The organism is Klebsiella sp. G-Nf4 (genome assembly GCF_002810615.1).
Lineage (GTDB): Bacteria > Pseudomonadota > Gammaproteobacteria > Enterobacterales > Enterobacteriaceae > Klebsiella > Klebsiella variicola.
The window spans coordinates 130,152-150,749 of record NZ_PION01000008.1 but is presented as its reverse complement, the minus strand read 5'-3'; the positions used below and the strand labels follow the sequence as shown (position 1 = coordinate 150,749).

Below are 20,598 nucleotides of genomic sequence, written 5' to 3'. Positions count from 1 at the left end.
CGTTTAATTCGCCTGACCGGCCAGTACCAGCCCGGTGGCGACCGCATTGCGCGGCCCTTCTGTTCCCCGAATATTGCCCTGCCCGGCGACTACGCCATAATGCGACAGGGCTTCCGTGATAAGCTGCGGGATCTCAAAGTCCAGCGATGAACCGCCCACCAGCACCACAAAGGCGATATCGCGAATGGAACCGCCGGGTGAAACCTGGCGCAGCGCGCGCAGGCAGTTGGTGACAAAGACTTTCTCTTTCGCCTGGCGGCGCACGAGACGAATTTTTTCCAGCGGACTGGCGTTATCGATCGGCACCAGTTCGCCCTCCTTGATGTACACCACTTTGGCGAACACCGCCGGGCTAAGGGCTTGCCGAAAGAACTCCACCGCGCCATTCTCGTGGCGGATACTGAACAGACTTTCCACTTTGGCCAGCGGGTATTTTTTTATCGCTTCCGCCAGCGAAAGATCCTCGAGGCCCAGCTCGGTTTTAATCAGCAGGCTGACCATATTCCCCGCCCCGGCGAGATGCACCGCCGTTATCTGCCCCTCCGCGTTGACGATCGCCGCATCCGTCGAACCGGCGCCAAGGTCGAGGATCGCCAGCGGCGCCGCACAGCCGGGAGTGGTTAACGCCCCGGCGATGGCCATGTTGGCCTCCACGCCGCCCACGACCACCTCCGTCTGCAGTCGGGCGCTCAGTTCGCGGGCGATAACCTGCATCTGCAGACGATCCGATTTCACCATCGCCGCCATCCCGACGGCATTCTCCATGGCGAACTCGCCAGCCATCCCGCCCTGCACCTTGCGCGGAATAAACGTATCCACCGCCAGCAGATCCTGAATATATATCGCGCTCATCTCATGGCCGGTCAGGGACGCCATCACTTTGCGAACCCGCTCGAGCATACCGCCGGCATGGGTGCCCGGTTCGCCGCGGATGTCGCGTACCGGAGCGCAGGCGCTCATCGCCTGCATGATCGCTTCCGCGCCCTCGGCGACATCGGCCTCTCCGCGGCGCTTTTCACCGCTAATGTAGAGGTTGCCCGCCGGGATCACCCGCGACTGCACATCGCCCTGCGGGGTCTTGAGCACCACCGCTGAACGGTTGCCAATCAGGGCGCGGGCGATGGGGACGATGGCCTGGGTCTCTTCCGGACTTAGCCCGAAGAAGGTGGCGATCCCGTAGGGATTCGACAGGATCCGCACCACCTGGCCCGGCGCAGCCACTTCCACCGCCGCCATCACCCCCTCGGGGACCTGCTCCAGCAGCGTCACTTCATCCACCACCGGCAGGGTTTTACGCAGGCGGTTGTTCACCAGCACGCCGTCGTCCTTTTTGAGGATCGCCGCCACGACGTTGATCCCCCGGTCAAGTGCCTCATTGAGCAACCACACGGCGTCAAGGAAATCGACGGCGTCGTCAATCAGTACGATCCACCCCTCGGCATACTGCGCCGCCGACAGCGTCGCCAGCCGCCCGAGGGCGATGGTCGTCCCCACGCCAACGCCCACCCCGCCCGGGGTTTGCGGGTTATGACCGATCATGGTCGACTCGGTGATAATGGTCTCGGTGATGGTCTCCATGGCCACATCGCCAATCACCGGCGCGGCTTCATTAAGGTAAATGCGAGCCACATCGGCCATTGACCACCGCGTCTTCGCCAGGGCCTGCTCCAGCGCGGCGAGGGTCCCGGCGATATTGTCCCGCGTCCCTTTCATGCCCGTCGTCGCGACGATCCCGCTGGCAACAAACGCCCTCGACTGCAGGTCGTCGGACGCCAGCGCCACCTCGGTGGTGGCATTGCCGATATCAATCCCGGCTATTAACGGCATGCTGACCTCCGCTTAGCTTCCTTTACGCAGCTTATGTCGCTGCTGATACACTTCCGCCGCCTCCCGGACAAAGGCGGCATTCACCGTCGCATGCCAGGTGTGCTCCAGCTCGTCGGCGATCGCCAGCAGCTCCGCCTGCGAGGAGCGGAACGGGCGCAGCGCGTTATAGATAGCCAGAATGCGCTCGTCAGGAATGGCAATAAGCTCCGCCGCGCGGCGGAAATTGCGCGCCACCGCATGGCGCTGCATCTGCTCGGCAATCTGCGCCTGGTACTCAAGGGTCTGGCGGGAGATCCGCACATCCTGCGGGCCCACCTCGCCAGAGAGCACTTTCTCGAGGGTGATGTCGGTCAATGGTTTGCCGGTAGGCGTCAGGATATGCTCCGGGCAGCGGGTCGCTAACGGATAATCCTGCACGCGCATGGTTTTCTCGCTCATGGTCACTCCCTTACTAAGTCGACGTGCAGGGTGACGGGCTCGGCGTCCTGCACCACATGTTTGGTCTCTTTGATATGAAACAGGGCGGCTTTGGCCATAAATTTCGGCCGCACCATCTGGTCGTTCACTACCGGCACCGGCGAAGGTGACTCTTTACGCGCATAGCGCGCGGCGTTTTTGCCAATCTGCCGGTAGGTCTCCAGCGTCAGCAGCGGCGCCTGGGAGAACAGCTCCAGGTTGCTGAGCGGCAGCAGATCGCGCTGATGGATGACCGTGGTCCCCTTCGACTGGATACCAATGCCGATCCCCGAGCCGCTCAGGTTCGCCGCATCCCAGGCCATAAAGGAGACGTCGGACGTGCGCAGAATGCGCACCACCCGGGCGTGAAGCCCCTCTTCTTCCACACCGGCAATCAGCTCTTTGAGGATCGCGCCATGGGGCATATCGATCAGGGTGTGATGCTGGTGTTTATCGAAGGCAGGGCCGACACCAATCACCACTTCATCGGCGCGCTCATCGGCAGAAGCCGCCTCGCCCTCGCGGGTCTTCAGGGTAAAAGAGGGCTGATTTTGGGTTGTCTGTTGCACAGGAATACCGCCTTATTCAATGGTGTCGGGCTGAATCACGCCCGGAATATTTTTGATCTCCGCCCAGCGTTCGGCGGAGATGCGATAGCCGGTGCCCGGCCCCTGATAGTCATTGATGTCGTTGACCGCGCTCACCACCTCGAACTGCCGATCGAGAATGGCCGAGGTCTGCAGGTAATCGCCGGTGACCCGCTGGCGCAGCATATTGAGAATATTGCTGGCGATATCCTCAAAGCCGCTGCGGCTCAACGCGCCGACAATATCGAGGCCGGTGATGTTGCGCTTCATCATCTCTTCCACCGCGCTCAGATCCTCCACCACGTTACGCGGCGGCATCTCGTTGCTGCCGTGCGCGTAGGTGGCGGCCTCCACCTCCTCGTCGGCGATCGGCGGCAGCCCCAGCTCGCGGAAAACCGCCTGGATCGCCCGCGCCGCTTTCTGACGAATGGCGATGGTTTCCGCCTCGGTCACCGGACGCAGACCGCCATCGACCATCAGGTCACGCTGCAGGATGTTGTAATCATCAAAATCTTCCGCATCGAAGTTCGAGCCGGCGAACATGTTGTCGTAGTTCGGCACCGCGCTGTAGCCGGAGAAAATAAAGTCGGTGCCCGGCAGCATCTGCATCAGGGTGCGCGCGGTGCGGCGGATATCCGAGTGGGAGAAGGTCTGGTCGTTGGCCGATGCCACCTCGAGATCGAGCATGGAGGCGATCAGGTTTTCCGCCAGCACCGCCCGAATGCCCGACGGCACGGCGCCGGTCATGCCGATGCAGCTCACCGCCCCGTTCTGCAGCCCCTGCACCCCAGCGCCTTTGGTAATGAAGATGCAGCGCGATTCGAGGTAGAGCATCGACTTGCTCTCCGAATAGCCCATCAGCGCTTCGGAGCCGGTGCCGGAGGTGTAGCGCATTTTCAACCCGCGGGAGGCGTAGGCCGAGGCGAGGAACGCCTTTGACCACGGCGTATCATCGCCGTCGGTAAATACCGCCTCGGTACCGTAGACCGATACCGTCTCGGCGTAGCTGGTTAAGCCACGCATGCCCAGCTCCAGCTCGGTGGCCTCTTCCACCGAGCATTGCGTCAACACACCGGGGCGGCCGCACTGCGAACCGACCAACAGCGCCAGGGCGTTAAACGGCGCGTAGCGCGCGATACCGACCGTGGTCTCCTGCTCGGAGAAGCCGCGGATCCCGGCCTCGGCGGCGTCGGCGGCAATCTGCACCGGATTATCCTTCAGATTGGTGACGTGGCATTGGTTGGAGGGGGTCCGGCGAGCGCGCATCTTCTGCAGCGCCATCATCATCTCCACCACGTTCATCTGCGCCATCACTTCAACCGCTTTGGCCGGCGTGATGGCGGTGGTGATGGCAATGATCTCCTCCCGGCTGACGTGAATATCCACCAGCATGCGGGCTATCTCCAGCGCCTCCAGGCGCATCGCCTGCTCCGTGCGCTCAACGTTGATCGCGTAATCGGCGATAAACCGGTCGATCATGTCAAACTGGTCCCGGCGCTTGCCGTCCAGCTCGACGATCAGACCGTTTTCCACTTTTACCGACGAGACCGGGTCAAAGGGGCTTTCCATCGCGATCAGCCCCTCTTCAGGCCACTCGCCAATCAATCCGTCCTGATTAACAGGGCGCTGGGCCAGTACTGCAAATCGTTTTGATCTTTTCATTGTTCATGGGCTCAAAAGGTGAAATCCGCAGGCGGTAGCGAACACGCCGGGCCAGCGTCACCGCCCACCCGGCCATTACCGGCAATAGCGGAACTTTAAATGAGCCAGTGCTGAAAAAAATAAAATTAATTTCGTTTCAATTTGGCACGTTAAATCGGCAAACAGTTTCACTGTGAAACTCCATCCCCACGGCAAAAATAAAAAATGTGATCATCAGCAATGATATAAATCAATTAATGAAAAAAGCCTCCCCTCGCGTTTTTCCGAAGCCGTTTTAGACCTATTGACTAAATCATGGCGGGCGACAAAATAACGCTAACAAAAATAAAGCAAGCCAACCGTCTGGTGATAGTTTTTTACTATCGCCCCCTACTGACTATACGCGACAGCATTATCCTGGCGCGGGAGAGAATGATGGAAAAGAGCCAACAAGTTCAGACAATCACCCTGGCCGCCGCCCAGAAAATGGCGGCAGCGGTGCAACAAAAAGCCACTGAGATCAACGTACCTGTGGTATTTTCCGTGGTCGACCGCGGAGGTAATACGCTGCTTATCCAGCGGATGGACGAGGCCTTCGTCTCCAGCTGCGATATTTCCCTGAATAAAGCCTGGAGCGCCTGCAGCCTCAAACAAGGTACCCATGAAATTACGCCAGCGGTCCAGCCCGGACAATCTCTGTATGGTCTTCAGCTAACCAACCAACAGCGAATTATTATTTTTGGCGGTGGCCTGCCCGTTATTTTTAATGAGCAGGTGATTGGCGCCGTCGGCGTTAGCGGCGGTACGGTTGAGCAGGATCAATTATTAGCCCAGTGCGCCCTGGATTGTTTTTCCGCATTATAACCTGAAGCGAGAAGGTATATTATGAGCTATCGTATGTTTGATTATCTGGTGCCAAACGTTAATTTTTTCGGCCCCAACGCTATTTCCGTGGTCGGCGAACGCTGCCAGCTGCTGGGGGGGAAAAAAGCCCTGCTGGTCACCGACAAAGGCCTGCGGGCAATTAAAGATGGCGCGGTGGATAAAACCCTGCATTATCTGCGGGAGGCCGGTATAGAGGTGGCGATCTTTGACGGCGTCGAGCCCAACCCAAAAGACACCAACGTGCGTGACGGCCTCGCCGTATTTCGCCGCGAACAGTGCGACATCATCGTTACTGTGGGCGGCGGCAGCCCGCACGACTGCGGCAAAGGCATCGGCATCGCCGCCACCCATGAGGGCGATCTGTACCAGTATGCCGGAATCGAGACCCTGACCAACCCGCTGCCGCCCATCGTCGCGGTCAACACCACCGCCGGCACCGCCAGCGAGGTCACCCGCCACTGCGTCCTGACCAACACCCAAACCAAAGTGAAGTTTGTGATCGTCAGCTGGCGCAACCTGCCGTCGGTCTCCATCAACGATCCGCTGCTAATGATCGGCAAACCGGCCGCCCTGACCGCGGCGACCGGGATGGATGCCCTGACCCACGCCGTAGAGGCCTATATCTCCAAAGACGCCAACCCGGTCACTGACGCCGCCGCCATGCAGGCGATCCGCCTCATCGCCCGCAATCTGCGCCAGGCCGTGGCCCTCGGTAGCAACCTTCAGGCACGGGAAAATATGGCCTACGCCTCTCTGCTGGCCGGGATGGCCTTCAATAACGCCAACCTCGGCTACGTGCACGCCATGGCGCACCAGCTGGGCGGGCTGTACGACATGCCGCACGGCGTGGCCAACGCCGTCCTGCTGCCGCACGTGGCGCGCTATAACCTGATCGCCAACCCGGAAAAATTCGCTGATATCGCTGAACTGATGGGCGAAAACATAGCCGGACTGTCCACCCTCGACGCGGCGGAAAAAGCGATCGCCGCTATCACGCGTCTGTCGATGGATATCGGTATTCCGCAGCATCTGCGCGATCTGGGGGTAAAAGAGGCCGACTTCCCGTACATGGCGGAGATGGCCCTGAAAGACGGCAACGCGTTCTCGAACCCGCGTAAAGGCAACGAGCAGGAGATTGCCGCGATTTTCCGCCAGGCCTTCTAAGGGTTAACGAGGGGACCGTCATGACGCTTTCACCGCCAGGCGTACGCCTGTTTTACGATCCGCGCGGGCACCATGCCGGCGCCATCAATGAGCTGTGCTGGGGGCTGGAGGAGCAGGGGGTCCCCTGCCAGACCATAACCTATGACGGAGGCGGTGACGCCGGTACGCTGAGCGCGCTGGCGGCCAGAAGCTCGCCCCTGCGGGTAGGCATCGGGCTCAGCGCGTCCGGCGAGATAGCCCTAACCCATGCCCAATTGCCCGCGGACGCGCCGCTGGCCACCGGGCACATCACCGATAGCGGCGATCATCTGCGTACGCTCGGCGCCAACGCCGGGCAGCTGGTAAAAGTTCTACCGTTAAGTGAGAGAAACTGAATGTACCGTATCTATACCCGCACCGGGGATAAAGGCACCACCGCCCTGTACGGCGGCAGCCGCATCGAGAAAAACCATATTCGCGTCGAAGCTTACGGTACCGTCGATGAACTGATATCCCAGCTGGGCGTCTGCTACGCCACGACCCGCGACGCCGGGCTGCGGGAAAGCCTGCATCAGATTCAGGAGACGCTGTTCGTGCTGGGGGCTGAACTGGCCAGCGATGAGCGGGGCCTGGCCCGCCTGAGCCAGACGATCGGCGAAGAGGAGATCACCGCCCTGGAGCGGCTTATCGACCGCAATATGGCCGAGAGCGGCCCGTTAAAACAGTTTGTGATCCCGGGGAAGAATCTCGCCTCCGCCCAGCTGCACGTGGCGCGCACGGTGGCCCGTCGGCTCGAACGCTTGCTGATGGCCATGGACCGCTCGCATCCGCTGCGCGACGCGCTCAAACGCTACAGCAATCGTCTGTCGGATGCCCTGTTCTCTATGGCGCGTATCGAGGAGACTAGGCCTGATGCTTGCGCTTGAACTGGCTGGCGTCAATATCGTACTGCTTCATTTTGCGCCACAGGGTAGTGCGGCCGATATTGAGCAGCTGCGACATCTCCTGCACCCGCCCGCTGGTCACCCGGGCGGCGTGAATGATGGCTTCCTTTTCGATGGCGCTAAAGGTCAGGCTGGCCGGCAGCAGCGATGACGCGCTATCCCCGCCCGGCCGCTCGGAAAAGAGATATTCCGGCAGATTACTCAGGCGAATGTGGCCGTTATCGCTGCTGATGGCGATGTTTTCAATGACGCTGTTGAGTTCAAAATCATTCCCCGGCCACGAGTAGGCCACCAGCTGCGCCAGCGCGTCATCGTCTACTTTCAGCCGCGAAGAGAAACGCTTCTCCAGGCTTTTCAGCCGGTTATGCACCAGCGACGGGATACTGTTGCGCCGGGCGCGCAGCGGCGGGATGACTATCTCGAACGAGTGCAGCGCATAGTACAGCTGGCGGCTAAAGCGGTTCTGTTCCACCAGGTTGGCCAGATCGACGGTGGTGGTGGCAATCACCTTCACATCCACCGGGATCAGGCGCCGGGCGTCGAGGCGAGTGAGCACCCCCTGCTTAATCACCTGCAGCAGGGCCGACTGCAGCTCCGGCGCCAGATACTCAATCTTTTCCAGAAACAGGGTGCCGCCGTTGGCCAGCTCAAGCCGGCTCAGGCGGCCATTCTCATCGTCAGTGGGGGCGCTGCCCATAAAGTCCTGGCCCAGCACGCTGTCGGCATACAGCTGGCAGTTGACGGCGATATAAGGGCCGCCCGCCCGTTCGCTTTCATTGTGGATGGCCTGGCTCAGCAGCTCTTTCCCAACCCCCTCTTCGCCGCATAGCAGCACCGGGAAGCCGCCGCGCGCCGCCTGACGGCCAAAGTGGATCAGGCGCCGGGTTTCCGGATCGTCGGCTGACATCTGCTCAAAGGTGTGGCTGACTTTACCCAGCTGGCTGGTCATCAGCTGTCGCATCTGCTCCACCGGGTGCAGGAGCAGGATAAAGCTGTTGCCTTGTGCTTCGACAATCGGTTTTAAGGTGATCACCGCGTCGACAAACTGATGCTGGCTTTCGAAAGTGACTTCAACGTGATTCAGGCCGCGGGCGTGCTTGATGGCGCGGCGCAACAGCGCCGGGAGGGTCACCAGATCGGCGATATTTTTTCCCTGGCTGGCCTGGGTATCAAGATGCAGCAGTCTTGCCGCCTGAACATTGAGAAACTGCAGGACGCCCTGCTCGTTCCACGCCATCACGCCATCGTCCATGCTCTCCAGCAGGCCATACATCTGATTGAGGTGGCGGTTGGACTCCGCCAGCAGGCTGTCGGTGAGCAGGGAATTCCCCACTTCGCGGGCGATGGCCAGCGTCAGGGAGAGGTCGGCGCTGGACTGCTGCTCCACCAGGCAGCCGAGGGAGATGGAGCCGAACAACCGCCCGTGGTTATCAAACACCGGCGTCGAACAGAAACTCCACGGCTGCAGCGCCTGCTTAAAATGCTGATCGCCGGCGGTGTTAATCGGCTGCCCCTGCATCGCGGCCAGTGACAGCGCGCAGCTGCCGATAATGCTCTCCGCGCAGTAGCTGCCGTCGCGAAATCCCAGTTCAGCCAGCTGCGCCAGGGTTTGCGGTTCACCGCAGCGACTCAGGATGCAGGCGGACTCATCAAGAATAAACAGCGCGCAGGGACGGCCGTCCATAAACTCCCAGGCGTCCTCCAGCGCCGCCTGACCAATGGTCAGCAGCGCAGTTTTACGCCGACAGATCGAGTCGAAGGTCAGGCCCTGGGCCTGGTGCGGCGTTTGCCAGGTTTCGCGCTGCATAAACTTGCTGCAGCGATGCCATGACTGGGCGATGACGGAAGAGACCGCCTTCCCGGTATCCTGAGTCTGAACAGTCATATCCTTTTCCGCGTTTTACCATAGAGAACCCCTCCGGCAGCAACTGCCAGAGGGGAGAAAGAAAAACCGCTGACCTGCGCCAGCGGTTTAGTCACAGCGAATTAACGCGCCAGCCACTGCTGGCCTAACAGATCGGCGGTGAGGATAGCGGCGTGAACGCTCTCCGGGGTCACTGCAAACGGCATATTGTGAATGGTTTCCCCTTCCGCGCAGGTGGCTTTCGCCACCGCGGCGATTTTCGCGTCGATCCCCTCTTTGACACCCATCTGCGCGAGCGTCACCGGCAGACCAACGCGCTGACAGAAGCCCAGCACGGTTTCAATCTCGTCCAGCGGGCTGTTCTGCAGCACCAGCTGCGCCAGGGTACCGAAGGCCACTTTCTCACCGTGATACAGGTGATGGCACTCTTCGAGGATAGTGAAGCCATTGTGGATCGCATGGGCGGCGGCGAGGCCGCTGCTTTCAAAACCAATGCCGCTGAGGTAGGTGTTCGCCTCGATGATGCGCTCCAGCGCTTCGGTCACCACCCCGGCCTGTGCCGCCAGACGCGCCTTTTCGCCCTCTGCCAGCAGCGTATCATAGCACAGGCGGGCGAGGCTCAGCGCCGCCTCGGTGGACTGCCCCCCGGCCATGCTGGTGGCGCGCGCATCGTAGCAGGCCTTGGCCTCAAACCAGGTGGAGAGCGCATCGCCCATGCCGGAGACCAGCAGACGCACCGGCGCTTTGGCAATAATCGCCGTGTCCATCACCACCATATCCGGGTTTTTCGGATAGATCAGATATTCTTCAAACTCGCCCGCTTCGGTGTAGATCACTGACAGCGCGCTGGTCGGCGCATCGGTTGAGGCGATGGTCGGGATCACCACCACCGGCAGCTTCTGGTAATAACCGATCGCCTTCGCGGTATCGAGGGTTTTACCGCCGCCGATGCCGACCACGCCGCGGCAGCCCTGTTTTTGCAAAATCGCCATCAGCCGGTTAATTTCCGCATGGCTGCATTCGCCGTTAAACCGTTCCGCATGGCAGCGAATATCGTGACTCTGCAGGCCATTCACCACTTTCTCCCCCGCCAGCTTCATCACGAAGTCGTCGGCGATGACGAAGAAGCTCTCCGCCAGGTTTTTGGCATATTGACCGAACAGGACAGCAGCATCAGGACCCTGAAGATATTTGGCTGGAGATTGAATAACTTTTAGCATTCCTTTCACCCTCAAATAAGTGCGCATGTAGACATGATGAGCCCTGGCGTTATCCGCGCCGGCCGGTAAAACGCGGCCTGAATGGAACGGTACCGGAGCAGTGCGATCACTGTAGGGCCGGCAGGGAACAAAAAAATCTTTCACCTTTTTGTTCTGATATGAAACACAGCTTAAATTTTTACGTTTCATATTGGAACAAAAAACCCTACTCTCCGTCAGGATTGCGATCGCGATCCGCTCCTCTGCCGCATAATGCCCTTACCATCCCCCTTTTTCGGCCGTCTTTTCTCCCACTGTCGGATGAAAATCAGCAAAAAATTTTTTCCCACCCGCTTCGTCAGCCCCCCCCTGACCGGCGCCTATGGCAGGAGAAAAAAAGCGCGCCAGCTCGCATTTTCATCGTTTCCTCAGCAAAAACGTTCCATAAAGAAACAAAACCAGGAAGCAATGTTTCGTAATGGAACCTAATCGCAGGGGCATTCTTTTTTTCGCCCGCTCAGCCAGAATCATCATATCGCCAGGCACGCTGCACCGTCAGACGATACCCCTACACGATGACCGCCTCCGTCAGCAGAGAGGCTGCATCGAACCTTCTCCAACGGAGCACTGAATAATGAAAAAGCTGATTAACCGTGTTGAAGATGTACTGAATGAACAATTACAGGGGCTGGCTAAAGCCCATCCGCAATTGACCCTGCATCAGGACCCGCTGTATGTCACCCGCGCCGACGCGCCGGTGGCCGGCAAGGTTGCCCTGCTCTCCGGCGGCGGCAGCGGCCATGAGCCGATGCACTGCGGCTACATCGGCCAGGGGATGCTCTCTGGCGCCTGCCCGGGGGAAATCTTCACCTCGCCGACGCCGGACAAAATGTTCGAATGCGCGATGCAAATTGACGGCGGCGAAGGCGTTCTGCTGATTATCAAAAACTACACCGGCGACATCCTGAACTTCGAAACCGCCACCGAGCTGCTGCATGAGAGCGGCATTAAAGTCACCACCGTAGTGGTCGACGACGACGTGGCGGTGAAAGACAGCCTCTATACCGCCGGTCGCCGCGGCGTTGCCAATACCGTGTTGATCGAAAAACTGGTCGGCGCCGCCGCCGAGCGCGGCGACTCGCTGGAAGCCTGTGCTGAACTGGGCCGCCGCCTGAACAATCTCGGCCACTCGATTGGTATCGCCCTCGGCGCCTGCACTGTACCCGCCGCCGGGCAGCCCTCCTTTACGCTGAAAGATGACGAGATGGAGTTTGGCGTCGGCATTCACGGCGAGCCGGGCATCGACCGCCGCCGCTTCAGCTCGCTGGACCAAACCGTCGATGAGATGTTCGATACCCTGCTGGAAAACGGCGCCTACAGCCGCACGCTGCGCCAGTGGGATACCGTCAAGGGCGCGTGGCAGGAAGTGAAGCAGAGCAAAACTGCGCTGCAAAACGGCGACCGGGTTATCGCGCTGGTCAATAACCTCGGCGCCACCCCGCTTTCTGAACTGTATGGCGTGTATCACCGCCTCGCCCAGCGCTGCGAAGCATCCGGCATCATCATCGAACGCAACCTCATCGGCAGCTACTGTACCTCGCTGGATATGTCGGGCTTCTCCATCACTCTGCTGAAAGTGGATGATGAGACGCTGGCGCTATGGGACGCCCCGGTTCATACCCCGGCGCTGAACTGGGGAAACTAAGGAGCACACCATGTCACTGAACAGAACGCAAATCGTCGACTGGCTGTACCGCTGCGGCGATATCTTCACCAAACAGAGCGACTTTCTCACCGGCCTCGATAAAGAGATCGGCGATGCCGACCACGGCCTCAATATGCACCGCGGCTTCAGCAAGGTGGTGGAAAAGCTGCCGTCGATCGCGGATAAAGACATCGGCTTTATTCTCAAAAATACCGGTATGACGCTGCTCTCCAACGTTGGCGGCGCCAGCGGCCCGCTGTTCGGCACCTTCTTTATTCGCGCCGCGCAGGTCACCCAGGCCCACCAAAGCCTGACCCTCGACGAACTGTACCTGATGATCCGCGAAGGCGCGGACGGGGTGGTCAACCGCGGCAAAGCGGAGCCAGGGGATAAAACCATGTGCGACGTCTGGCTACCGGTGGCGGACTCCCTGCGCCAGTCCAGCGAGCAGCACCTGTCGATCGCCGCCGCGCTGGATGCCGCCTGCGAAGTGGCCGAGCGCGCCGCCCACGCCACCATCACTATGCAGGCACGTAAAGGCCGCGCCAGCTATCTCGGCGAGCGCAGCATCGGACATCAGGATCCCGGCGCAACCTCGGTGCTGTTTATGGTTCAGATGCTGGCCGCCGCCGCCAAAGAGTAAGGAAATCGCGATGGTAAACCTGGTTATTGTTTCTCATAGCGCCCGGCTGGGCGAAGGTGTCGGAGAACTGGCCCGGCAGATGTTAATGAACGATGACTGCAAGCTGGCGATCGCCGCCGGGATCGACGACCCCGACAGCCCGATCGGCACCGATCCAATAAAAGTCATGGAAGCGATTGAATCCGTCGCCGATACCGATCACGTGCTGGTGATGATGGATATCGGCAGCGCGTTGCTCAGCGCCGAAACCGCCCTCGATCTGCTCGATCCGGCGATTGCCGCGAAGGTGCGGCTGTGCGCCGCGCCGCTGGTGGAAGGGACGCTGGCGGCCACCGTCAGCGCCGCCTCCGGCGCCGGGATCGACAAGGTGATCGCCGATGCCATGAGCGCTCTGGAAGCCAAGCGGATCCAACTGGGTTTACCTTCGCCAACCCCTGACGCCGCGCCAACGCCGACGCTTGCCGACGACGGCGACCGCAAATCGCTTGCGGTGATCATTCAGAACCACAACGGCCTGCACGTGCGACCGGCGTCGAAGCTGGTCGCCGCGCTGGCGGGTTTTAATGCCGATCTGCTGCTGGAGAAAAACGGGAAGTGCGTCAAACCGGACAGCCTCAACCAAATCGCGCTATTGCAGGTACGCCGCAACGATAAACTGCGGCTGCTGGCCCGCGGTCCGGATGCCGACGCGGCGCTGGCGGCGTTTCAGGCGCTGGCCGCCGATAACTTCGGTGAATCACCTGCGGGGCAACCGGCAGCGGCTCCGGCAACGCCCGAGCGCGTCGAAGGCGTTGCGCTGCGCTATCCGCTGGCCCTGATCCAGCCAGTCAGCCCGGCTGCCGCCGATGTCGCCCGCGAACAGCAGCGCCTGCGCCGGGCCATTGACCAGACGCTGGCGGATCTCACCGCCCTGACCGAGCTGGCAGAAAATAAATTGAACGCCGACATCGCGGCGATCTTCGCCGGGCACCACACTCTGCTCGATGATGACGATCTGTTTGATGCCGCCAACGATCGTCTGCTCACCGAACAATGCTCGGCGGAATGGGCGTGGCATCAGGTGCTGATGGAGATCAGCCACCAGTACCGCCAGCTGGAAGACCCCTATCTGCAGGCGCGCTACATCGATATCGAAGATATTCTGCAGCGCACCCTGCGCCATCTGCAGGGTATTCAGGAGACGCTGCCGACGCCCGGCGAGCCGACGATTATTATTGCCGACAACATTTATCCATCGACCGTCTTACAGCTGGATGCCAGCCTCGTCAAAGGCCTGTGCCTGCGCGACGGCAGCGAACAGGCCCACGGCGCGATTATCGCCCGCGCCGCGGGGATCGCCTGGCTGTGCCTGCAGGGCGAGGCGCTGAATGATATTCAGCCTGGCGAAGCCATCGCGCTCGATATGCGTAACCAACGCCTTATCCGTGACTAAAATTCACGTTGACCGTTACCGCTCCGGAGGCCTGCCTCCGGAGGGTGAGTTTTCGCTTATTCTTCAGGAACCACTATGTCTCAATTCTTTTTTAACCAGCGCGCCAGCCTCGTCAACGATGTGATTGAGGGAACCATTATCGCCAGCCCGTGGAATAACCTCGCCCGGCTGGAGAGCGACCCGGCGATCCGGGTAGTGGTCCGTCGCGACCTGAATAAAAACAACGTAGCGGTGATCTCCGGCGGCGGCGCCGGCCATGAACCGGCGCACGTCGGCTTTATTGGTAAAGGCATGCTGACCGCTGCAGTCTGCGGCGATCTGTTCGCCTCACCGAGCGTCGACGCGGTGCTTACCGCCATTCAGGCGGTGACCGGTGAGGCAGGTTGCCTGCTGATCGTCAAAAACTACACCGGTGACCGGCTTAACTTCGGTCTGGCGGCGGAGAAAGCGCGCCGACTCGGCTATAACGTTGAAATGCTGATCGTTGGCGACGACATTTCGCTGCCGGATAACAAACAGCCGCGCGGCATCGCCGGGACCATTCTGGTACATAAAGTGGCGGGCTATTTCGCCGAGCGCGGCTTCAACCTCGCCACCGTTCTGCGTGAAGCGCAATATGCCGCCAACCATACCGCCAGTATCGGGGTGGCGCTGGCCAGCTGTCATCTGCCGCAGGAAGCGGAAAGCGCGCCGCGCCATCAGGCCGGTCACGCCGAGCTGGGAATGGGCATCCACGGTGAGCCCGGGGCCTCAACCATCGCCACGCATAACAGCGCGGAAATCGTCAACCTGATGGTGGAAAAACTGACTGACGCCCTGCCGGAAACCGGCCGCCTGGCGGTGATGCTTAATAACCTCGGCGGCGTGTCGGTGGCTGAGATGGCGATCCTCACCCGCGAGCTGGCCAACACCCCGCTGCAGGCGCGCGTTGACTGGCTGATAGGCCCGGCCTCGCTGGTGACAGCGCTGGATATGAAAGGCTTCTCGCTGACCACCATCGTGCTGGAAGAGAGTATTGAGAAAGCCCTGCTGTCGGATGTGGAAACCGCCAGCTGGCAGAAGCCGGTGCAGCCGCGGGCAGTTAACATCATGCCGTCCACTCTCGCCAGCGCGCGCGTCGACTTTACGCCCTCAACCAACCCGCAGGTGGGCGATTACGTCGCGCAGGTGACCAGCACCCTCTCCGGCCTTGAAGCCCATCTCAACGCGCTGGACGCCAAAGTGGGCGACGGCGATACCGGCTCCACCTTCGCCGCCGGGGCGCGTGAGATTGCCGACCTGCTGCAGCGCCAGCAGTTGCCGCTAAACGATCTGCCAACGCTGTTCGCGCTGATCGGCGAACGCCTGACGGTGGTGATGGGCGGCTCCAGCGGGGTATTGATGTCGATCTTCTTCACCGCTGCCGGGCAGAAGCTGGGGCAAGGCGCCAGCGTGGCCGAGGCGCTGAACGCCGGCCTGGAGCAGATGAAGTTTTACGGCGGAGCCGATGAGGGAGACCGGACGATGATCGACGCTCTGCAGCCGGCGCTGGCGGCGCTGCTCGCCGAACCGGATAATCTGCAGGCCGCTTTTGCCGCGGCGCAGGCCGGCGCGGATCGCACCTGCCAGTCGGGCAAAGCTGGCGCCGGACGAGCGTCCTATCTCAACAGCGATAGCCTGCTCGGCAACATGGACCCCGGCGCCCATGCGGTAGCGATGGTGTTTAAGGCCCTGGCGGAACGATAAGCCTTCCCCGGTGGCGCTGTGCTTACCGGGGCTACAAATCGGCGCCAACCGTAGCCCGGATAAGGCGCAAGCCGCTATCCGGGTTTTACCACGACTGCTGTTTACTTGCTGTGCCAGTACGCCTGCGAACGCACCAGTTGCTGATCGATACTCTCGTCTTCAAAGCGTGCCAGCAGCGATTTCACCACCGCGCCTTCGCCGGTCAGCCAGATGAAATAATCCTCCGCCGGCACCTTAACCTGCGCCAGACGCTCGGCAACGAACGCCGGATTGTGGCCCACCACCCACTCGATGTTAAAGCCGTCGAGATCCGCCAGATAATCTTTAAATGACGCATCGGCGATTGTGACGATGGCTGTCACCTGCGGCGTCACCGGCAGCTGGCGTAATCCCAGCAGACGACGACGCAGCGCCGGCATGCCGGACTCATCGCAGACATACAGTTGCCAGGCATAATCTTCCGGCACCACCAGCGAGCCGCGCGGCCCGCCGATCACCAGCTTATCGCCCACTTTTGCTTCCAGCGCCCAACGGCTGGCAATTCCGCCATCGTGGATATAGAAATCGTAAGCCAGCTCGTGACGTTCGGCATCGTACAGCGGCGTATAGTCGCGGGTGGCTGGCCGCACGCCCTCGCCCCAGTCAATCCCCTCCTCGGTCACCTGCGGCGGGGCAAATGCCGCGCCCGGCTCCGGGAAGAAAAGCTTGGTATGATCGTCAAAGCCGCGGGAAGCGAAGCCTTCCAGCGCCTCGCCTCCCAGCACGATGCGCTGGAACGCCGCGCCAACGCGCTCCACACGCAGGACCGTCAGCTCACGGAAACGCAGCTCATTGCGGACACGCTGCGGGTACTTGTCTGCTTTTGTTTTTGTCATCATCGATTGCCTTCGTGAACGGTAAATAGATATATCTAAACTTGATGCAAATGATAATGATTGCCAACTAAAAACAATGCAAGTCTTTTTTTGATATAGTCAAAACAAACCGCATCAAAATCCACAACCATAAAATAATTACATATATATCAATATATTAAAAAATAAATAGCAACCAGCATTGCGAACATTCATTTTTTAGATATAAATTAGATATATCAAAAACAGCAGGAGGTAACCATGCGACATCATCATGAAGAAGGGCGTGGGCCACGCGGGCGCCACGGTGACCCCAGCGAACACGGCGACCATGGCCGCCGCGGCGGCGGACGTCGCCAGCGTTTCTTTGGCCACGGCGAGCTACGGTTGATCATTCTGGACATCCTCAGCCGCAGCGCCAGCCACGGCTATGAGCTGATCAAAGAGATCGAAACGCTTACCCAGGGGAACTACAGCCCCAGCCCGGGAGTGATCTACCCGACGCTGGATCTGCTCCAGGACCAGGGCCTTATCAGCGTGGAAGACGACAACGGACGCAAAAAAATCGTCATCAGCGAGGAGGGAAAACAGCTGCACGCGGAGAACCAGGAGCATCTGGCCCATATCCAGGAGCGCCTGCAGGCCCGGATGGTCGGCTGTGAGTTGCGAAGAGATCCGCAGATGAAGCGCGCGCTGGAAAACTTCAAAGCGGTCCTCGACCTGAAAGTGAACCAGCAGGCCAGCAGTGCCGCCCAGCTCAAGCAGATCATCGGCATTATCGACCGGGCGGCGATGGAGATCTCTCAGCTCGACTAAGCCTCTTTTTTCACCACCGGCTGCCCCGTGCCAGGGCAGCCCGCACCACGGCGGATCGCCCCGCTCACCGCAGCAAGGCAGAAAATCTTGTCGGCTCAGGAATAAAACGTGCCAATAGTGGCGCAATGAGATTAAATTTTACACATTTCGTCTTTTACCTTGCATTTATCCCGATTTTCACCGCTTCTGCCGAACTGGCGTAATCCCTGCAATACTTAATCCAGTATCGTGTGATACGTCCGCCCCAGGAGCACATTTTGAACAGGTTACCTTCCAGCGCATCGGCTCTGGCCTGCAGCGCACACGCACTGAATCTCATTGAAAAGCGCACGCTTGATCATGAGGAAATGAAAGCACTTAACCAGGAGGTCAGGGAATACTTTAAAGAGCATGTGAATCCGGGGTTTTTAGAGTATCGAAAATCGGTCACAGCCGGCGGGGATTACGGAGCCGTAGAGTGGCAAGCGGGAGGGTTAAATACGCTTGTCGACACCCAGGGACAGGAATTTATCGACTGCCTTGGTGGGTTTGGCATCTTCAATGTAGGGCACCGTAATCCAGTTGTGGTATCCGCCGTCGAGAATCAACTCGCGAAACAACCGCTTCACAGTCAGGAACTGCTGGATCCGCTACGCGCGATGCTGGCGAAAACCCTGGCGGCCTTAACGCCCGGCAAACTAAAGTACAGTTTCTTCTGCAACAGCGGTACCGAATCGGTAGAGGCGGCCATCAAGCTGGCGAAAGCCTATCAGTCGCCGCGCGGTAAATTTACCTTCATCGCCACCAGCGGCGCCTTCCACGGTAAATCGCTGGGCGCGCTGTCTGCCACTGCGAAATCGACCTTCCGCAAACCCTTTATGCCGTTGCTGCCGGGTTTCCGCCACGTGCCGTTCGGTGATATCAACGCCATGCGCTCCATTCTTAGCGAGTGCAAGAAAACCGGTGATGATGTCGCGGCGGTGATCCTCGAGCCGATTCAGGGCGAAGGGGGCGTGATCCTCCCACCGCAGGGGTATTTGCCGGCGGTGCGTAAGCTGTGCGACGAGTTTGGCGCCCTGCTGATCCTCGACGAAGTGCAGACCGGCATGGGCCGCACCGGCAAGATGTTCGCCTGCGAGCATGAGAACGTTCAACCCGACATTCTGTGTCTGGCGAAAGCGCTCGGCGGCGGTGTGATGCCGATCGGCGCGACGGTGGCGACGGAAGAGGTCTTCTCGGTGCTGTTCGACAACCCGTTCCTGCACACCACCACCTTCGGCGGCAACCCGCTGGCCTGTGCGGCGGCGCTGGCGACGATCAACGTGCTGTTGACGCAAAACCTGCCGGCGCAGGCGGCGCAGAAAGGCGATATGCTGCTGGACGGGTTCCGCCTGCTGGCGCAGGAGTATCCGGACCTGGTGAATGAAGTGCGCGGGAAAGGCATGCTGATGGCCATCGAGTTTGTCGATAACGAGATTGGCTACGACTTTGCCAGCGAGATGTTCAGACAGCGGGTGCTGGTCGCCGGGACGTTAAACAACGCCAAGACGATCCGCGTTGAACCGCCGCTGACCCTCACCCTGGAGCAGTGTGAGCAGGTGCTGAAAGCGGCGCGTAAGGCGCTGGCGGCCCTGCGCGTCTCGGTTGAAGAAGCGTAATAAGTGCCCCTCCCCCTCTCTCTCAGAGAGAGGGGGAGGGTGAATGAATACCCTCACACCTGCGGTAACAGGCCGATAAAGCTGCGCTTCTGCCGCGGCTGCGACATCATCTCCTCCAGCTTTTCGACGCAGGCTAAATAGTGCGGCGTCTTCTTATGCGCCAGCACCGCCTCATCGTCTTTATAGGCTTCGTAGATAAAAAAGCGGGTTTTCACCTCGGGATCCTGCAGGACATCAAAGCGCAGGTTACCCGGCTCCTGCAGCGCGCCTTCGTGGTTGGCGCGAAACACCTCGAGAAACTCATCCACCCGCTCGGGTTTAATATTGATCTCCACCAGCGTGACGTTCATTTCAGCTCTCCCTGTTTTTCTTCCTGCCAGAACTGATACGCTTCGCGCGCGTTCAGATTCTCATGCACCACCTTTTTCACCGCCTTCAGCATCGCGCGCGGGGCGCTGGACTGGAAGATATTGCGCCCCATATCCACCCCGGACGCCCCCTGATCGATCGCCCGCCAGCACATCTCCAGCGCCTCGTGCTCCGGCAGCTTTTTACCGCCGGCGATAACGATCGGTACCGGACAGCTGGCGGTCACTTTTTCAAAGCCTTCCTCAACGAAATAGGTCTTCACAAACTGCGCCCCCATTTCGGCGGCAATCCGGCTGGCCAGCGAGAAGTAGCGCGCGTCGCGGGTCATCTCTTTGCCAACCCCGGTGACCGCCAGGACCGGCATACCGTAGCGATTGCCGGCATCCACCAGCTTGATGATGTTATTGATCGACTGATGTTCGTATTCGCTGCCGATATAGACCTGCGCCGCCACCGCGCAAACGTTGAGACGCAGCGCGTCTTCCATCGCCACCGCCACGCATTCGTTGGAGAGTTCGCTCAAAATCGAATTGCCGCCGGAGGCGCGGAGCACCACCGGCTTATTGGTGGCCGCCGGTACCTGGCTGCGCAGTACGCCGCGGGTGCACATCAGCACGTCGGTGTCGGCAAACAGCGGCGCAATCGACAGGTCGATACGCTCCAGCCCGGTGGTTGGCCCCTGGAAGTAGCCGTGATCGAAGGCCAGCATCACCGTGCGGTTGCTGTGCGGATTAAAGATGCGCGCCAGCCGCGACTGCATCCCCCAGTCCAGTGAACCACAGCCTTTCAGGGTATACAGCGTGTTCTGCTGCGGGCGGTCGATACCGAAGTCCTTACCCTCTTTGATGTCGTCTAAATCAGCCATCTCATC

19 protein-coding genes and 1 pseudogene are annotated in these 20,598 nt (G+C 60.1%); 11 read left to right on the top strand and 9 right to left on the bottom strand.

Annotated features, from left to right (window positions below):
* Window positions 1-3: 3 nt before the first annotated feature.
* From CWM57_RS17500 to CWM57_RS17485, 4 genes are read right to left on the bottom strand one after another with little or no spacing between them, the layout of a single operon-like run.
* Window positions 4-1,827, bottom strand: coding sequence for a diol dehydratase reactivase subunit alpha (locus CWM57_RS17500; RefSeq protein WP_100676270.1), 1,824 nt, complete (start codon window positions 1,825-1,827; stop codon window positions 4-6).
* Between the two features lie 12 nt (window positions 1,828-1,839).
* Window positions 1,840-2,265, bottom strand: coding sequence for a glycerol dehydratase small subunit DhaB3 (locus CWM57_RS17495; RefSeq protein WP_023291057.1), 426 nt, complete (start codon window positions 2,263-2,265; stop codon window positions 1,840-1,842).
* 2 nt (window positions 2,266-2,267) lie between these two features.
* A complete protein-coding gene (locus tag CWM57_RS17490) occupies window positions 2,268-2,852 on the bottom strand; it encodes a propanediol/glycerol family dehydratase medium subunit (RefSeq protein ID WP_074387547.1) in 585 nt (194 codons plus the stop codon).
* Between the two features lie 12 nt (window positions 2,853-2,864).
* Window positions 2,865-4,532 (bottom strand): propanediol/glycerol family dehydratase large subunit, encoded by a 1,668-nt coding sequence (locus CWM57_RS17485; protein WP_061153254.1) that lies wholly within the window; start codon window positions 4,530-4,532, stop codon window positions 2,865-2,867.
* Window positions 4,533-4,946: 414 nt separating this feature from the next.
* On the opposite strand from CWM57_RS17485, the gene CWM57_RS17480 reads away from it, so the two are divergent.
* From CWM57_RS17480 to CWM57_RS17465, 4 genes are read left to right on the top strand one after another with little or no spacing between them, the layout of a single operon-like run.
* On the top strand, window positions 4,947-5,375 hold the full coding sequence (locus CWM57_RS17480) for a GlcG/HbpS family heme-binding protein (RefSeq protein WP_074387546.1): 429 nt from the start codon (window positions 4,947-4,949) through the stop codon (window positions 5,373-5,375).
* A gap of 21 nt (window positions 5,376-5,396) precedes the next feature.
* Entirely contained in the window at window positions 5,397-6,560 is a 1,164-nt protein-coding gene (gene dhaT / locus CWM57_RS17475) for a 1,3-propanediol dehydrogenase (protein ID WP_061153253.1), read from the top strand.
* A 20-nt stretch (window positions 6,561-6,580) separates the two neighbouring features.
* Entirely contained in the window at window positions 6,581-6,934 is a 354-nt protein-coding gene (locus CWM57_RS17470) for a glycerol dehydratase reactivase beta/small subunit family protein (protein WP_061153252.1), read from the top strand.
* Complete coding sequence (locus CWM57_RS17465; protein WP_074387545.1) at window positions 6,935-7,465, top strand: cob(I)yrinic acid a,c-diamide adenosyltransferase; 531 nt, start codon at window positions 6,935-6,937, stop codon at window positions 7,463-7,465. It abuts the gene before it with no gap.
* Here the strand turns inward: CWM57_RS17465 and dhaR are convergent.
* Window positions 7,443-9,368: a dihydroxyacetone kinase operon transcriptional regulator DhaR gene (dhaR, locus tag CWM57_RS17460; RefSeq protein ID WP_100631950.1), complete on the bottom strand. Its 1,926-nt coding sequence runs from the start codon at window positions 9,366-9,368 to the stop codon at window positions 7,443-7,445. The genes CWM57_RS17465 and dhaR overlap by 23 nt on opposite strands.
* Window positions 9,369-9,469: 101 nt before the next feature.
* Window positions 9,470-10,567 carry a glycerol dehydrogenase gene (locus CWM57_RS17455; RefSeq protein ID WP_061153249.1) on the bottom strand — a complete coding sequence of 366 codons (1,098 nt, stop codon included), beginning with the start codon at window positions 10,565-10,567 and terminating at the stop codon, window positions 9,470-9,472.
* 252 nt (window positions 10,568-10,819) lie between these two features.
* On the opposite strand from CWM57_RS17455, the pseudogene CWM57_RS17450 reads away from it, so the two are divergent.
* The 5 genes and pseudogenes from CWM57_RS17450 to CWM57_RS17425 all read left to right on the top strand — a co-directional run bounded on the left by CWM57_RS17450 (window position 10,820) and on the right by CWM57_RS17425 (window position 16,051).
* Window positions 10,820-11,025, top strand: a pseudogene (locus CWM57_RS17450) (hypothetical protein).
* A gap of 155 nt (window positions 11,026-11,180) precedes the next feature.
* Complete coding sequence (dhaK, locus tag CWM57_RS17440) at window positions 11,181-12,251, top strand: dihydroxyacetone kinase subunit DhaK (protein WP_100676269.1); 1,071 nt, start codon at window positions 11,181-11,183, stop codon at window positions 12,249-12,251.
* A 10-nt stretch (window positions 12,252-12,261) separates the two neighbouring features.
* On the top strand, window positions 12,262-12,894 hold the full coding sequence (dhaL, locus tag CWM57_RS17435) for a dihydroxyacetone kinase subunit DhaL (RefSeq protein ID WP_032736444.1): 633 nt from the start codon (window positions 12,262-12,264) through the stop codon (window positions 12,892-12,894).
* A 10-nt stretch (window positions 12,895-12,904) separates the two neighbouring features.
* Window positions 12,905-14,326, top strand: a complete 1,422-nt coding sequence (dhaM, locus tag CWM57_RS17430; RefSeq protein WP_100676268.1) for a dihydroxyacetone kinase phosphoryl donor subunit DhaM — start codon at window positions 12,905-12,907, stop codon at window positions 14,324-14,326.
* Between the two features lie 75 nt (window positions 14,327-14,401).
* The gene (locus CWM57_RS17425; protein ID WP_100676267.1) at window positions 14,402-16,051 is read left to right on the top strand and encodes a glycerone kinase; all 1,650 of its coding nucleotides are present in this window, start codon (window positions 14,402-14,404) and stop codon (window positions 16,049-16,051) included.
* Window positions 16,052-16,152: 101 nt separating this feature from the next.
* Here the strand turns inward: CWM57_RS17425 and CWM57_RS17420 are convergent, their stop codons facing one another.
* Window positions 16,153-16,929, bottom strand: a complete 777-nt coding sequence (locus CWM57_RS17420) for a siderophore-interacting protein (protein ID WP_165784217.1) — start codon at window positions 16,927-16,929, stop codon at window positions 16,153-16,155.
* Window positions 16,930-17,166: 237 nt separating this feature from the next.
* Between CWM57_RS17420 and CWM57_RS17415 the strand changes: the two genes are divergently transcribed.
* Window positions 17,167-17,721 (top strand): PadR family transcriptional regulator, encoded by a 555-nt coding sequence (locus CWM57_RS17415; protein WP_004181384.1) that lies wholly within the window; start codon window positions 17,167-17,169, stop codon window positions 17,719-17,721.
* A 257-nt stretch (window positions 17,722-17,978) separates the two neighbouring features.
* Complete coding sequence (gene ygjG / locus CWM57_RS17405) at window positions 17,979-19,358, top strand: putrescine aminotransferase (protein WP_074387538.1); 1,380 nt, start codon at window positions 17,979-17,981, stop codon at window positions 19,356-19,358.
* A 53-nt stretch (window positions 19,359-19,411) separates the two neighbouring features.
* On the opposite strand, the gene lsrG is transcribed toward ygjG, so the two are convergent.
* Both lsrG and lsrF read right to left on the bottom strand, forming a co-directional pair.
* On the bottom strand, window positions 19,412-19,708 hold the full coding sequence (gene lsrG / locus CWM57_RS17400; protein ID WP_002917723.1) for a (4S)-4-hydroxy-5-phosphonooxypentane-2,3-dione isomerase: 297 nt from the start codon (window positions 19,706-19,708) through the stop codon (window positions 19,412-19,414).
* The gene (gene lsrF / locus CWM57_RS17395) at window positions 19,705-20,592 is read right to left on the bottom strand and encodes a 3-hydroxy-5-phosphonooxypentane-2,4-dione thiolase (protein ID WP_002917724.1); all 888 of its coding nucleotides are present in this window, start codon (window positions 20,590-20,592) and stop codon (window positions 19,705-19,707) included. Before lsrF ends, lsrG begins: the two co-directional genes overlap by 4 nt.
* Window positions 20,593-20,598: the final 6 nt, after the last annotated feature.